Here is a 13463-nt window from a genome sequence, read left to right as displayed (position 1 = left end):
ATCCGACCGGCGGCACCTACACGCTGACCTTCGACGGACAGACCACCGCCGGCATCCCCTACACGACGCTACGGGCCTGTTTGACGGAGGTCCCGTACCGGTCGGCGCTGGTCTCGCCGAGGTCGAAGGAGGCGAGGGCCTCCACGGTCCTCTTCGCCCCGGTCGCTCCCTTGCCCGCCTCCGCCGTGAGCGCGTCCAGCAGTTGCAGGGAGCGGCGGGCGAGGGCGAGGCGTCCGGTGTCGGCGGTCTGGTCGAGGCCGAGGAAGGAGGCGTGGGCCTCCAACTGGTGCACCAGGTCCGCCGCGTGGTCCCGGTGGGCGCGGGCGGCCTCGATGATCTGGCGGGCGAACTGGTTGACCATCCTGCCGCGCCGCAGGGCGGGTGCCTTGTGTCCGAAGACCGTCTCGAAGCGCTGCCGCGCCGTGTCCCAGTTCGACTCGGCGGGCAGCGGCTGGCTGCGCAGCGCGTCATGGTCCTTGATCGCGGACAGTTCGGGAGCGGGGTCGAGTACGGTGCCGCCGCGCACCCACACCCGGTCGTCCATCTCGGCGAAGGCCGCGACGACCAGCCGGCCGAGGAAGTCGGGCAGGCCGCGCGGGTCCGGCTTGTCCGTCCAGTCGGTCAGGGTGATCAGGGACAGGTCCCCCGTTACGCCCTGGGCGCTGGCGAGCCGGCGGAAGTGGTCGGCCCAGTAGCGGGACAGCTCGAAGTACGCCTCCTTCTGCTGTCCGAGCCGCAGGGGGCCCGCGATCCGCTGCATGAGCTTGCGGTCGGCGGCCGGGACCTCCACTCGCCCGTCACGCGCCTCGGCGGCGGCCCGCACATGGGTGAACACCTTGCGGGTGTCGGCGGATTTGACGGCAGTACCGGTGCCGTCGGGGTCGAGGTCGGGGTGCGCCGGGTACTGGTGGGCGAGCAGCCTGCCCGCGACGTGCCGGATGCCGTCGTGCAGGCTCTGCCCGAAGGACAGGGTGAGGCCGTCCACGTCGGGCAGCGCGACGAGGTGGTCGTCGAAGTCGGGCACGACGTCGGCGGCCTGCTTCTGGGCGAGCCCGTACGCCTGCTTGAAGGCGCCCTTGACCTGCTTGAGCAGAGCCTCACGCTGGGTTTCGAGGAGGCCCTTGGCGCGGCTGCGGTTGTCGGCGTTGAGGTGGCCGGCGTACTGGGTGTCGAAGCGGTGCTCGTCGGCGAGGGCCTTGTCGATGACGACGAGACGCCGGAAGTCGGCGAAGCGCTGCGCGGACAGATGGGCGGGCAGCCAGGCGACGATACGGGACCGCTCGCCCTGCTGGCGTTCGCGCAGCCGCCGGATGCGGTTGACGTCCTCGACGGGCCCCCACTCCCCCTCGTCGAAGGGGAGGTCTATGGCGATACGCCAGCGGCCGTCCTCCTGCGGCATCAGGTCGTGGTCGGGCAGCTCGTCCTCGTCGGCGACGTTGCCGAACACGATCTCGGCGGTGCGGGAGGTGCCGCGCCAGGTGAAGCTGAGCTGGTCGCTCAACTGCCCGTGTTCGACGCCCAGTTCCTCGGACAGCAGCCGCCGGGCGAGGGCGACCCGGTTACCGGGGTTGTCGTTGACCTGGGCGTTGGCGATGACGGAGTCGACGTCGACGCCGGAAAGTTCCAAGCGCACACCCGGGTTGGCGTCGGTTCCGGTTTCCTTGATCTCGGGGAACCGGGCCGCCCACTCGGCGACCTTGTTCTTGATGATGCCGACCTCGGCGCCCGGGATGGGCGCGAGGACCGACCCGTGGTTGAGGGCGCCGAGCCGCCGGATGGTCAGCTCGGCCAGGGAGGGCACGCTGGGCGCGAGCGCGGACAGCAGCAGGGTGCACACGAGCCGGTTGTCGCCGACGAACATGCGGCAGCGGTTGGCGCGCTGCGGGTCGGTGACGGCCTCGGGCCGGTTGACGTACTGTTCGACGTCGTCCTCGGTGATGTCGTGCGAGCTGAGGAGGTAGGGCCGAAGCTTGGTCCTGTACAGCTTGTCGGCGGCCTCGAAGACGACCTTCAGGCTGTCGGTGAACGGCTTGTCGCCGCCTTTCGCGATCACCGGGTAGAGGTCGCCGACGGGGATGAGCTGCCCGAGGCGGATCTCGTTGCGATGGTCGGCGAGGAGTTCACCCATCAGCTTCAGACCAGTACGGGAGCGCTGCAGGGCGGAGGAGATGTGGACGAGGGTGTCCATGAACGCCGGCGAGAACGGGTACGTCAGCCGGAAGGACTCCGCGTCCGCGCCGGTGCTTCCCTTCTCCGAGCCGAGGAGGGTGTCCCAGACCTGGGTGCCGACGCGCTTGGTCTGTTCGAAGGCCGCGTCGACGAGCCGTTCCGCCTCGGCATCCTTCGGCTTGAGGATGCGCGCGTGAGCGATCTGCGGGAGGTTGCGGTCCTCCAGGGTGATCTTGTCGAACCGGCCGGAGGCCAGGTTCAGGGTGTCCTGGATGGAGGCTTCCGCCGCGCCGGACACCTCTTCGCCGACGAGTTCACGCAGGTCGCGCTGGCGGGCGATGAACGACACCACGGGAATGGCACGTCGGGCGTCGCCGCCCTCCACGAAGTTCGTGATCTTGCTTGCTTCACGGGCCACGAACTTCTGCTCGTGGATGAGGGTCGCGAGCCAGAGGATCAGCTCGTCAAGGAACAGGATCAGTCCGTCGTAGCCGAGTGACTTGGCGTGTTCGGCGATGACGGACAGACCGGCGTCCAGGGAGATGAAGCCGTGCTCGTTCTCGGCGGCGTTCTTGGCGAAGCCGGGGAAGAGGTTGGTGCCGGCGTCGTTGACCAGCTTGGCGCGCAGCTCGGCCGGGGTGGAGGGATTGCGGAGGTTGAGCGGGGTGCCCCCCTCGTGGTTCTCCTCTGCGGCGAGGGCGGTGTCGAGGAGCTGTGGGGTCCAGGCGAAGCCCTCACCCCACTCGTCCGTTTCGCCGTCGCCCGCGTCGCCGCCGCCCAGGCCGCGGATGACCGCCTCGTCACCGTAGGTGGCCCGGTTGGCCCGGATGTCGGCGAAGAGGGAGTCGGTCCGGTACACCTGCGGGGTCGGCGCGTCCGGGTGCAGCTTCTTGACGTGCGTGACGTACCCGCCCAGCACCCGCTGTTCGAGGGCCTTGGCACCGAGCATGTGGTACGGCACGAGCAGGAACCTCTTGCCGTCCGTGGTCAGCCACTCGTGCTTGGTCAGCACCGGGTCGAACTCGGTACGGGCACGGGCGGCCGGATCGCCGCTGAGCAACGCGTACAGCACGGCCATGAAGTGCGACTTACCGGAACCGAACGAGCCGTGCAGGTAGGCCGCCTTGGAACGGTGCCCGTCGAGCGAGGACTTGATGAGCGCCAGCGCCTCGTCGAAGTTCTCCAGCAGCCGCTCGGTGACCACGTAGTCCTTGAGCGCGTTCCGGGCGCCTTCAGGGGTCGTCGCCTCGGCGAGGGACAGCACGAAGTCCGAGGTGGAGATGTTCTCCTTGATGTCGATGACATCGCGGAGGAGGGGCGGCTGGGCCATTGCGGGTCTCGCTCTCCCTGACGGTGTTCGGTGCTGCTGTTCGTACTCGGTGCCGTGCGGGGTCCGCCGCCGAGGCCCGAGGCCGGCTCGGGCGGTGGGGCGGGGCTCAGGGGTACGGATGGCCGGTGCGGCGGGCCGGCTGTCCTGGCCGGCGGCGCGGGCGAATCCGGTCATGCGGTGACCGGACGGGAACCGCACTCACGGCGTCGGCCGGGTCACGGTAGACGGGTTCGCGGCGTCTGCACTGTTCGTCCCCCTCGTACTGAACGTCACCCGTACGGCCTGCGCATAGCACCCTACATCCGTACCCCCATCGCCCCCGTGCCGTACACCCTCACGCACCGTTCGTGCGGGCCCTCCCCCTCCCAGCCGTGATCACTGCGGCCGCCAGCGCCCTGACCGGTAGGCGTCCAGCAGGTGCCGGCTCGCGACCGTGAAGGGGTGGTCGGGGCCCAGGCCGCGTTCCCGCCGCTCGACGACGTCGGTCATCAGCTCGATCCCCTCCTCCACGTGTCCGAGCGCGGCCCGGGTCCGGGACAGGAGCTGCCGGGCGGCGAGCACGATCGGATACTCCGGCCCGAAGCGCCGCGCATACGTCTCGGCGACCCCCCGGATCTCACGGTCCGCCTCCTCGAAGCGGCCCAGGAGGTACAGCGCCCACGCGTGGTTGTGCCGGGCGCCCAGTGTCACGGTGTGGTCGGGGCCGAGGGACCGATCGCATTCCGACGGCAGCGTGAGCAGTGTGCCGCCTTCCTCGGTGACCACTTCGGCGGCGGGCAGCATCTCCAGCAGGCTGGCACGGGCCCGCAGGGTCAGGGGATGCGCGGGGCCCAGCACCGAGCGCCGCCCGGCGACGGTGTCGCGGAGCAGCGCGACGGATTCCTCGCGTCTGCCGAGGTTCGCCAGCACGAGCTGGAGGCCGTAGCCGCTGTCCATGGTGTCGGGGTCGTGGGCGCCGAACAGTCGCTCCTGGGCGTCCCGGACGGCGCGGAGCGCCGCTTCGGCTTCGGCGTATCTGCCCAGCCGGAACAGTGCCCGTCCTGCCCGGGAGCGGGCGGCGAGGACCGTACGGTGGTCCGCGCCGAGGAGTCGCTGCGCGAGGTCCGCCGCGCTTCGGGCGGTCTCCCAGGCGGAGAGGTAGTCACCGGTCCGGTGCAGGGCGACCGACAGCCGCGTCGCGACGGCCAGGGCGTCGGCGGTGGACGGCCCGCCGACGTGCCTCAGCAGGGTCAGCGCGTGAGGCACCAGCAGGCGCAGTCCGGGGTCGTGCGGCCCCGCGTCGGGTGTGCCGGGAACCGCCGCGTCGAGCAGCCGGACGGCCGTCGTGTCGAGGGCGGGCACCAGGTCGGCGGGGGTCGCCGCCAAGACGCTGTCGAGCAGGATGCCGTGACTCTGTACGCAGCGCGCGCCGGCGGCGTCGACCAACTCGGACAGCGACTGGTCGAGGAGGACCCTGAGGGCTGTCTCGGTCCGGGCACGAGGCAGTACGGCGCCGATGTCGGCGTGGTTGAGCAGCGTCAGCGGCAGCGGCTCGGCGGCGAACCGGGCCAGCAGTCTGAGCAGGGCCGCCGCTTCGGGCAGCCCGCGCACTTCGAACGCGTCGAGGGTCAGCTGCCAGGTCAGGCCGACCAGATGCCGGGGGTCCGCTTCGGACAGGGCGTCGGCTCCCCGGTCGATCAGCCGGACCCGTTCGTCTCCGTCGAGCTGGTCCGCGTAGGTGTCCATCGTCCAGGGGTCGATGACCTGGTGGGAGAGGAAGCCGCCCGCCAGGCTGAGGGCGAGGGGCAGCCGACCGAGCCGGTCTGCGATCCGCGCCGCCTGCTCGGTCGTTCCGCTGTGCGGTGCGAGATCGCGCAGCACGAGCGCGGCGTCGTCCCGGGGCAGTACGCCGATGTGCTGCAGCTCGGCGCCCGGCCACCACCGGGCCGCCGCTCGCCGTGTGGTCACCAGGACGGTGCCTCGGGGACTGGTGCGCAGCCAGTCCCCGTCCCGCAGGATCTCCGGCTCGTCGGTGTTGTCCAGGACCAGTAACCAGGGTTCGGCGGAACGGTCGAGATACGTCCAGACGAGATCGGCGGCAGGCCTGAGGCCGTTGCGTGCGGCGAGCAGTTCACCGTCGCCCGCCCCTCGGTCGGCCGCGACGGCGAGCATGCCGGCGCGCAGGCTCGCACGGTCGGAGGCGTTGACCCACAGGCCCACCCGCCCCTGTTCTCCGGTGACCTCCTGGAACAAGGCGCAGGCGACCGCCGTCTTGCCCGAGCCGCCCATGCCGTACAGCACGTAGACCTGACCGCCGCGCTCCCCCTCGACGCTCGCCCGCAGGCGTTCCATCACCTCGCTGCGGTCGCGGAGCGCGACGGGGGGCCGGCCGACCGCCGGGCGTCGCACGGAATCCGGTCCGCCGTGTGCCGGTCCGTCACCGCCGTAGTGGTGGTGTTCGCTGATGTGCTGGTCGCCCCGTGACTGGTAGACGCGTCCATGATCCTCGGCGTGGCCGTCCGTCCCGCCCGTCATCGCTCTGCGATGTGCTGGTCACGTCCCGCTTGGTAGACCCGGGCCTGACCGGACGCGGTGGCGTGCTGGGTGATCTGCCGGGCGACCGAGCCATCAGGATCGAGCTGGTCCAGCAGCGCGCGCAGTTCCGCGACGGCGGCGGGCCGGGCCACGAGCAGCCGCCGCACCGCCCCCTGCCACTGAAGGCGTAGTTCTTCCAGGGTCTGCTGGTCGTCCGCCGCCGCGGCCAGCACGTCCTCGCGACCGGCCTCCAACTCGGCGGCGACGGTCTCGGCACGCTCGGGTTGCGTCCGGCGCCAGAGCTGAGTGATCCCGTCACGCGCACGGTGCCAGGCATCGGTCGCCATCAACGCGACCAAGGTGGTCCCCGCGCTCTGTGCGAGCAAGGCCACTTCTGCGTCCACAGCCGCCCCTCCGTTCACCCGATTTACCGACAGCAAGATGAAAAATGTCTCCTGTCAGGCGTTGGCATGATTTCCTTTCCGATCAATATCACTCCGGCCTTGCGCGACATGAGACAAGGAGGAATCAATCCTCGCCATTACCCAAGTGGGCAGGTTCCAACACCTCATCAGGTGGGCAAGATGCACGCTACAGTGAGCCATCCTGACCGATCGAGGGGGCGACGGAAATGGCCAGGCCATGGGAAGCGGATCCGGACACAGGTTTCAAACAGCGACTGGGCAAAACACCCCAGGAACTCAGAAACACAACCGGAACTCCTGACTGCCCGGACATCTGGGAACTCACCAGCGGTGACATCGCCGTCATCGGCCGGGACCTCACCGAGTCGCTCGGCAGGAACCTGCCCGACGGAGTCTCGATCGGGTCGGACGAACGCCTCGTGGTCATCCCCAGGAACATGCTCATCGCGGCGAAGCCGGACATCCCCAGTGTTTGACTCCTTCCCCGGCGGCTCCTCCGAACGCCTGGACCGCCCGACGTACCACGCGGATCTGGGCCGGGTCTATTCCAGCGGGATCGGCTTCCTCAACAAGCTCGAGCGCGGCCAGCACTTCCAGGAGCGCGGCTTCCCGAGCTGGGAGGCCTTCGCCGACGGTGACTGGGAGAGGGCTCTGTCCCTGGCCGACGAGAGGCGCGAGGACTACGCCCAGGAACTCCGCCGAGCGTCACACCTGGGCGTCACACACCGCCGCCTTCGCGTCGTGGAGTTCCCGATCACGCCGTATGTGCAGTGGGAGTTGTTCGTCCTGCGTGTACGCGCGGACCTGGGCGACGACATCAAGATTCTCGACGCTTACGATATTTCGAACATCGAGCGTACTCGCCCGGTTCCGGAAGTAGTGATTCTCGGGGATCTGGTCATGTATGAGGTCGTTTACGACGAAGACGGAAACGCGGCCGGAGCCAACCGCTACACCGACCGCTCACTGATCCGGGAGACGAACGCCGGATTCGAAGCGCTTTATGCGCGCGGTGAGGGATTCCACGATTTCTTCGACCGGGAGATCGCCCCACTGGCCCCACCACAGGTGTCCGGCACTCCGACGGGCCTTCGCGGTTCGCGGTGATCAACAGGGCGGGAGGACGAGCTAGCCCTCACGCCGACAGATCACTGCCCCACCGCCCTCACCGGGCCGGCGGGCACCACACCGGCAGCCTGCCACCGCCCGGCGATGACGAGAACGCCCGCCGCGTCGGCCACGCCTTCGGCAGCCAGGAGGGCGCTCGCGATGTCAGGACCGAGGTTCCTCCAGCTTGACGGCAGTGGCGTCCGCGCCGTGCTGTTCAGCGCGTGGGGTGACGAAAGACCCGTGGTCTTCCACGACTTCGCCGTCCACGACGTCCCCATTTGCTCACGGGTCGGTCAGAGCTTGTACTCGGGGTGGGGAATGGCGGCGGACCACAGCAGATCCCGCAGACGCACGCACTCGGCCACGGTGTCCGGGTCCTCGACGACCTCCGACCCGAGCACTCTGCCGTCGGAGTCGAAGTGCCCCACCCCGACGAGGCGGTTGTCGTACAGCCACCAGTCGTTTCCACCCACGGGGAAGGTGACGCCCTCGGGCAGGCGGTGTCGGGGCAGCCAGCGGATCTCCTCGCCGGCCGTCTCGTTGAGGCCGGTGGTGGCGTGCTCCCACTGGATGTAGGGGGTGTGTGGCTCGGTGACCACACGGACGCGTCGGACTGTTTTCCCCTCCCTGGTGACGCGCCGGATGAGCTGCGTCCATGGTTCCATGTAGGAGTAGTCGACGCTCTCGCCGCGAAGCCAGCTCGTGAAAGGGCTGTCCTCGTCGGGGACGGAGTAGTCGTCCCTCAGCTCCAGATGGAATGCGTCCTGCGCGAAGCTCTCAAAGAACTGGTTACGCTCGGCGCTGGAGATCAGCTCCACGCGGTTCCTCCAGTAGGGCGACGATCGCGGGCTTGTGGACCTCGACCACGGTCTCGTAGTCCGGAATCTCCATCTGGGCCAGGGCCTCGGGGTCGGTGACCTCCCGGTCCTGGACGACGAACGTGCCGCTCGGCGTGCGGCTCATGATCGGGTCCTCGATGCGCCTGTGCCACGGCCAGTGCGGAACGGGGTTGGGGTGCCTGCGCCACGCGCCGGGCGAAACCGGATCCGCAGCCCCCTTCCTGTGAGGCCCAGAAACCGGCCGTCGCAGATCGAAGCACCATAGACGCTCTCGACCGGGTCTGTTATGGAGCGATCGCGCGGACGAGGAGCGTCCCGATGTGCCCGGGGTGAGGCGCGTCGAGGATCCGCGCGTGGGCCGATGTGAACCCGGCACGGGTGAGCAGGCGCTCCCACACGGTCGGGCGGTAGCTGTAGCGGTAGGTGTACATCGCCTTTCCGGCGAAGCCTCCCTTGTACATGCCCTGCGGCCCATACGCGCCAGGGATGGCCGGCGGCTGCGAGAACGCGAAGACACCGCCGGGCCGGAGCCGCCGACGGACCAGGGGGAAGAGACGGCCCGGGTCGGTGAACCAGGCGGCTCCGAAGATCGAGTAGACCGCGTCGTACGCCTCCTCGTGCTCGCTCAGGTACTTCAGGATCTCGGAGCACACGAACTCCGCGCCAGTTCCGGCCCACTTCGTGGTCGTCTTCTTGACCATGACGGGAGACAGGTCGATACCCCGGGCGGCGATGCCGTGCTGAGCGAGGTGGGCGAGGGCGCGGCCGGTGCCGCAGCCGATCTCCAGCGCTGTGCGCGGGTTGCCCAGGAGCTCCGGGCCGGGTCCGTGACCGGCGTACTGGGTCCAGCAGAAGCTGGGCTCGGCGTCGTCCTTGAAGGCGGAAGCGGCGTAGGTGTCCCACAGTTCCGTCTCGGCGGCGATGTCGTGGTGTGCGGGCAAGGTGATACCTCTTCGCAGGGCTGGCCCCTGTCCTCCGGGGGGCCGAGGACAGGGGCCAGGGTAGGGCCGTTCAGTGGCTGTCGGGGACCTTGTTGTCGCACGGCGAGCAGTCCGTGCCGTCGATCGCCCACAGCTCCTCGTCGACGTCGAAGCCGATGGACTTCAGGAAGTCCGCCGTGCGCAGGCACAGGCCGTCGCGACGGCGCTCGATGAACGGGGCGTGGTGCTTGTAGCGGCCCCCGTTGTACGCGTCGCAGAGGGCCCACCACACAGGTGTGTCGAGGATGAGCTGGTGAACGCCGATGTCGACGAGCTTGCCGACCCCCAGGTGGACCTCGGGGTGCTCCATGCAGCCGATGGTGTACATGACGGCGTTACCGAGGATGCGTTCGGCCATGTCGCGGACCATCGTGTGGTCGCGCAACAGCAGAGCCACCTCGCGGTCCCAGAGGGTCATGCCGCTGTCCAGCACGTTGACCGTCAGGTGCTTGATGCGGGGCTGGACGGCGTTGAGGAGTTCCTTGGGATCCCGTGTGCGGGTGCTGGTGGGTCGGTCGAGGGTCGCGGTCATGGACTACTCCTTCGGAGAAAGGTCGTGCCGGACTGATGCGAGCCCGTCCCGTCTGTCGGCCCCTCGTAGGCTGGAAGCGCGGCCCGGGCGTCTTGAACATCCCGCTCCGGCGAGGGTCAAGTGGAGAGCTGCCTGCCACGGCATCCGGGTTGGCGGCAGGCCGCCGTCCCCGCCGGGTCTTCCCGGGCTGCTCATTTCTCGCCGCCTTGCCGGAGCGCATCTGCCAGTCGCATGGCCACGTCGGCGCGTACACGGCCCAGTTCCACGAGCCCGAGAGCGGGAGAACCGGCATCGACCGCGAGCGAGGGCAGCACGATGCCTGCCTGAGAAAGTGCTGCCTTCAGGGCCTCTGCGGCCGCGAGAGGGTCGGTGTCCTGAGCCTGTTGCGCTGTAGCCATGAACGAGACGTTAGGGATGGGCGGGGACCGGGGGACAGGGAGGTTCCTCGAAGTTGCTTGACTTCGCGGGAGAGTTCCCCGAAGTTCCTCATATGGCCCGTCTGAACAGCGCGCATGAGGCGCCGCCCGTGGGGAGGCTTGACGCATCGGTCCCCTGCGAAAGGAACTGCTCATGGTGCGACGGCTGCGCTTCAACGGAACGGGCAGCGGCGACGACGGATGCCCCTCGGTGCACGAGGACCTCGACTCGGGAGAAGTCGTCGTGCACGGCCCGCCGCTCACAGAGCCTGAGGACATCGCCCAGCTTCAGCACCTGGGCGAGGGTGAGGTCCCGATCGTGTTACCTCGAACACTGCTCGTGGACTGGGGGCCCAAGGACATGACCCGTGAAGCGAAGATCATCGACCTGGACAGCTTCGGCCGACTCTTCACGCAGTTCGAGCACACAGCGTGGCGGCTGGAGACTCGGCGGCGCTACGCATCCGACGAAGCCACCGACACGTACGCCCAGTTCATCCGGGGCGAGTCGGTCGACTGGGACGAAACCGATTCGGAGTGGTGTGCCAACCGCCGCGAGCAGACTGCGCTCGGTAAGCGCATCGAGCGTGTCCGTATCGTCGACAACCCACCTACGGCTGGTCAGTTGTACCTGCTCGACAACGCACGTCGTAACAGTGCCGTAGGCGAGAGGATCATGAACCTCCGGCGCGCGGAAGCCGACCGGCTCAACCTGCCCGCTGAGGACTTCTGGCTCTTCGATTCGCGCATGGTCGCGTTGCTTGTGTTCGACGACGCCGACGATCTGACAGGCGTCGAACTGATCACGGAGCCCGCCGAGGTGGTGCGGTACTGCATGGTGCGCGACGCGGCCATGCACCACGCCGTCCCATACGAGGAGTTCGCGGCCGGCCTGGCCGTGAAGGAGTAACAGAAACAGGTGTGTACCGGTGAGCACGGACTACCAGAAGGCTCGCGAAGCCCTCGGGATACGCCTCCGGGAGCTTCGGCTGTCAGCCCCCGGTGGTCGTCTCACCGGTACAGAACTCGCCGACCGGTGCGGATGGCACAAGTCGAAGGTCAGCAAGCTGGAGAACGGCCGGACCACACCCACGCCGGAGGATCTGCGGAAGTGGGCCGAAAATACCGGTCGGCCACAGACGTGCGACGAGTTGCTTGCCAGGCTCCGAGGCTTCGAGTCGCACATTCGGTCATGGCGTCGGCAACTCGCCGCGGGCCACAAGCCCGTGCAGGACGCACGCAACGCCGAACACGCACGAGCACGCACGTTTCACGTCTGGCAGGGCTCCATGATCGTCGGAGTTCTTCAGACACCGGACTACGCCCGGTCGGTCTTCACACGCTTCTCGGAGCTGCATCAGTCGCCGCGCGACATCGAAGAGGCAGTAGCGTCCCGGATGAGGCGGCAAGAGGCGCTATACGACTCGACGAAGCGGTATCACATCCTCATGTGGGAAGCCGCCCTGCACGCCAGGATCTGCCCTCCGGCGGTGCTCGCCGCCCAGCTCGACCGCCTCGCCGGAGTCATCGGCCTCACCACGGTCGAACTGGGGATCATCCCGCTCTCGGCCGCCCTCAAGATCCCTCCTGCCACCGCCTTCTGGATCTACGACGGCCGAAAGGTGATCGTGGAGAACTGGCACGCGGAGTTGTGGATCGACGACGAGGCCGGTGTGGACACCTATCAGCGCACCTGGCGGACGCTCCGGGAGTCCGCGGTGTACGACGTTGACGCGCACCGTCTCATCAGTGCGGCGCGGCGGGCGCTGCACTGACCGATCCGGACGGCGGGCCATGCGTCAGAGGAGCGACTCTCCCCGGCTCGCGCACCAGCGCCTCCCCGGCGGCAGCCGATCATCCCTCATAACGGAAAGGGCCCGTAGCTATGATCCCGAACCCGGGAGGGTCTGACCCCTGTTGAGAGAAGGGCTGGGACCTCGGCACGCGCTCGACTGCCGAGGGCCCAGCGACTCTCAGAGTGCCGCGAACTCGACGAACGCGGTCCATGCCGTGGGGTCTACGGCCAGGGCGGCACGGGTGGTGTCCTTCGAGTCGCGGACGTGGACCCTGGCGGGGCGGACGGCGACCTCTACGCATTCGCCGCCTTCCTCGCTGCTGTAGCTGCTCTTACGCCATGTCAATTGGCCTATCGGCGGCTGATGTACGTGCGCGTTCATGGCTCTCCCAGCAACTTCTCGACGTACGACAATGATTCACGAGGAGTCAGGGCCTGCGCCCGGATGATTCCGTACTTGACCTCCAGCGCACGGACCCGTTCCCGCTCTGTCTGCAAGCGACTCACGTTCTGCACCTCTGCGTACGCGATCCTGCGCCCTTCCTTCGTTTCGATCAAGGTGAAGGGACCAGCCATACCCGCGTTCTCCTCCCGGTCGAGCGGCATCACCTGGATCTCGATGTTCCGCCGCTCCCGCGTCAGGAGGATGTGCTCAAGCTGACCACGCAGGACTCGCCTTCCGCCGATCGGACGCCTCAGCACAGCCTCATCGATGACGAAGCTGGCGAGTGGCGCATCACGGTTCGACAGGATCTCCTGCCGGGCCAGTCGCGCGGACACTCGCTGTTCGATCAGCTCGTCATCCATCGGCGGTCTCATCATCATGAAGACGGCCCGCGCATACTCCTCTGTCTGCAAGAGTCCAGGCACCGCCTGATTCGCGTACACATGAAGCTCAACCGCTTCGGCCTCCAACTTGGCCGCGTCCCGGAAGAACGCCGGATACTGAGCCCGAGCCACCTCCTCCTTGCTCGCGCTCAACACCCCACCCGCACCGAGCACTTCATCCGCCTGGTCGATGAACTTCGGCGGCGGGATGCGTCTCGCCTGCTCGAACGACGCGATCGTCGAGGCTGAGTACCCGGTCAGCGAACCGAGCTTCGCGCGGTCTGTCCCCGCCCGCTCCCGGAACAGCTTCAACTGCCGCCCGAACACGCACAACATGCCTGTCCCGACCTCGTACTCCGGCTGCTGAACCTCGTCGTCCACGCCGCGACTCCTCTCGTACAACCGCCCAGTCAGCCAACTCGGGGCCCGGGGACCGGTCACGCCCAACAGCAGGTACAAGCGCACCGCCCGCGTGTACAGCCCGTACCCGTCAGTGCGTCACTCCTGGTCAACGCTACGCAGAGT

The 13463-nt window shown here is 68.3% G+C and carries 14 protein-coding genes; 4 read left to right on the top strand and 10 right to left on the bottom strand.

From position 1 onward, the window contains the following. Positions 1 to 58: 58 nt before the first annotated feature. The 3 genes from ABZ281_RS02380 to ABZ281_RS02370 form a co-directional block, all read right to left on the bottom strand. The gene (locus ABZ281_RS02380) at positions 59 to 3499 is read right to left on the bottom strand and encodes a phage resistance protein (RefSeq protein ID WP_356651264.1); all 3441 of its coding nucleotides are present in this window, start codon (positions 3497 to 3499) and stop codon (positions 59 to 61) included. Positions 3500 to 3874: 375 nt separating this feature from the next. Beyond that, on the bottom strand, positions 3875 to 6013 hold the full coding sequence (locus tag ABZ281_RS02375; RefSeq protein WP_356651262.1) for a tetratricopeptide repeat protein: 2139 nt from the start codon (positions 6011 to 6013) through the stop codon (positions 3875 to 3877). Beyond that, a complete protein-coding gene (locus tag ABZ281_RS02370; RefSeq protein ID WP_356651260.1) occupies positions 6010 to 6417 on the bottom strand; it encodes a hypothetical protein in 408 nt (135 codons plus the stop codon). The genes ABZ281_RS02375 and ABZ281_RS02370 overlap by 4 nt, the downstream gene beginning before the upstream one ends. Positions 6418 to 6644: 227 nt before the next feature. Here ABZ281_RS02370 and ABZ281_RS02365 point away from each other — a divergent pair, with 227 nt between their 5' ends. Then, complete coding sequence (locus ABZ281_RS02365; RefSeq protein WP_356651258.1) at positions 6645 to 6914, top strand: hypothetical protein; 270 nt, start codon at positions 6645 to 6647, stop codon at positions 6912 to 6914. Then, the gene (locus ABZ281_RS02360) at positions 6907 to 7545 is read left to right on the top strand and encodes a DUF6879 family protein (RefSeq protein ID WP_356651256.1); all 639 of its coding nucleotides are present in this window, start codon (positions 6907 to 6909) and stop codon (positions 7543 to 7545) included. Before ABZ281_RS02365 ends, ABZ281_RS02360 begins: the two co-directional genes overlap by 8 nt. Before the next feature lie 296 nt (positions 7546 to 7841). Here the strand turns inward: ABZ281_RS02360 and ABZ281_RS02355 are convergent, their stop codons facing one another. From ABZ281_RS02355 to ABZ281_RS02335, 5 genes are all read right to left on the bottom strand, one after another. Then, positions 7842 to 8366, bottom strand: a complete 525-nt coding sequence (locus tag ABZ281_RS02355) for a DUF6879 family protein (protein WP_356651254.1) — start codon at positions 8364 to 8366, stop codon at positions 7842 to 7844. Next, on the bottom strand, positions 8338 to 8511 hold the full coding sequence (locus tag ABZ281_RS02350; RefSeq protein ID WP_356651252.1) for a hypothetical protein: 174 nt from the start codon (positions 8509 to 8511) through the stop codon (positions 8338 to 8340). Before ABZ281_RS02350 ends, ABZ281_RS02355 begins: the two co-directional genes overlap by 29 nt. Before the next feature lie 160 nt (positions 8512 to 8671). Then, entirely contained in the window at positions 8672 to 9328 is a 657-nt protein-coding gene (locus tag ABZ281_RS02345) for a methyltransferase domain-containing protein (protein WP_356651250.1), read from the bottom strand. Positions 9329 to 9398: 70 nt separating this feature from the next. Then, positions 9399 to 9899 (bottom strand): hypothetical protein, encoded by a 501-nt coding sequence (locus ABZ281_RS02340; protein ID WP_356651248.1) that lies wholly within the window; start codon positions 9897 to 9899, stop codon positions 9399 to 9401. A gap of 191 nt (positions 9900 to 10090) precedes the next feature. Continuing rightward, a complete protein-coding gene (locus tag ABZ281_RS02335) occupies positions 10091 to 10297 on the bottom strand; it encodes a hypothetical protein (RefSeq protein ID WP_356651246.1) in 207 nt (68 codons plus the stop codon). A 172-nt stretch (positions 10298 to 10469) separates the two neighbouring features. Here ABZ281_RS02335 and ABZ281_RS02330 point away from each other — a divergent pair, with 172 nt between their 5' ends. After that, a complete protein-coding gene (locus tag ABZ281_RS02330) occupies positions 10470 to 11225 on the top strand; it encodes a DUF6879 family protein (protein ID WP_356651244.1) in 756 nt (251 codons plus the stop codon). Between the two features lie 19 nt (positions 11226 to 11244). Continuing rightward, entirely contained in the window at positions 11245 to 12090 is an 846-nt protein-coding gene (locus tag ABZ281_RS02325) for a helix-turn-helix transcriptional regulator (protein WP_356651242.1), read from the top strand. 198 nt (positions 12091 to 12288) lie between these two features. Here ABZ281_RS02325 and ABZ281_RS02320 read toward each other — a convergent pair whose 3' ends face one another. Both ABZ281_RS02320 and ABZ281_RS02315 read right to left on the bottom strand, forming a co-directional pair. Beyond that, positions 12289 to 12492 carry a DUF397 domain-containing protein gene (locus tag ABZ281_RS02320; protein WP_356651240.1) on the bottom strand — a complete coding sequence of 68 codons (204 nt, stop codon included), beginning with the start codon at positions 12490 to 12492 and terminating at the stop codon, positions 12289 to 12291. Then, positions 12489 to 13319, bottom strand: a complete 831-nt coding sequence (locus tag ABZ281_RS02315) for a helix-turn-helix transcriptional regulator (protein WP_356651238.1) — start codon at positions 13317 to 13319, stop codon at positions 12489 to 12491. Before ABZ281_RS02315 ends, ABZ281_RS02320 begins: the two co-directional genes overlap by 4 nt. Between the last annotated feature and the right edge of the window lie 144 nt (positions 13320 to 13463).

Origin of the sequence: Streptomyces sp. NPDC006265 (assembly GCF_040613555.1) — a bacterium.
In the GTDB taxonomy this organism is placed as follows: Bacteria; Actinomycetota; Actinomycetes; order Streptomycetales; family Streptomycetaceae; genus Streptomyces.
Note: the sequence above shows the minus strand (reverse complement) of the source record. Positions and strands in the feature narration are given on the sequence as shown.

Coding starts and splice junctions, on each gene's coding strand:
- ABZ281_RS02380 (WP_356651264.1), bottom strand. CDS start 3,499: ATGGCCCAGCCGCCCCTCCTCCGCGATGTCATCGACATCAAGGAGAAC.
- ABZ281_RS02375 (WP_356651262.1), bottom strand. CDS start 6,013: ATGACGGGCGGGACGGACGGCCACGCCGAGGATCATGGACGCGTCTAC.
- ABZ281_RS02320 (WP_356651240.1), bottom strand. CDS start 12,492: ATGAACGCGCACGTACATCAGCCGCCGATAGGCCAATTGACATGGCGT.
- ABZ281_RS02365 (WP_356651258.1), top strand. CDS start 6,645: ATGGCCAGGCCATGGGAAGCGGATCCGGACACAGGTTTCAAACAGCGA.
- ABZ281_RS02335 (WP_356651246.1), bottom strand. CDS start 10,297: ATGGCTACAGCGCAACAGGCTCAGGACACCGACCCTCTCGCGGCCGCA.
- ABZ281_RS02340 (WP_356651248.1), bottom strand. CDS start 9,899: ATGACCGCGACCCTCGACCGACCCACCAGCACCCGCACACGGGATCCC.
- ABZ281_RS02330 (WP_356651244.1), top strand. CDS start 10,470: ATGGTGCGACGGCTGCGCTTCAACGGAACGGGCAGCGGCGACGACGGA.
- ABZ281_RS02350 (WP_356651252.1), bottom strand. CDS start 8,511: ATGAGCCGCACGCCGAGCGGCACGTTCGTCGTCCAGGACCGGGAGGTC.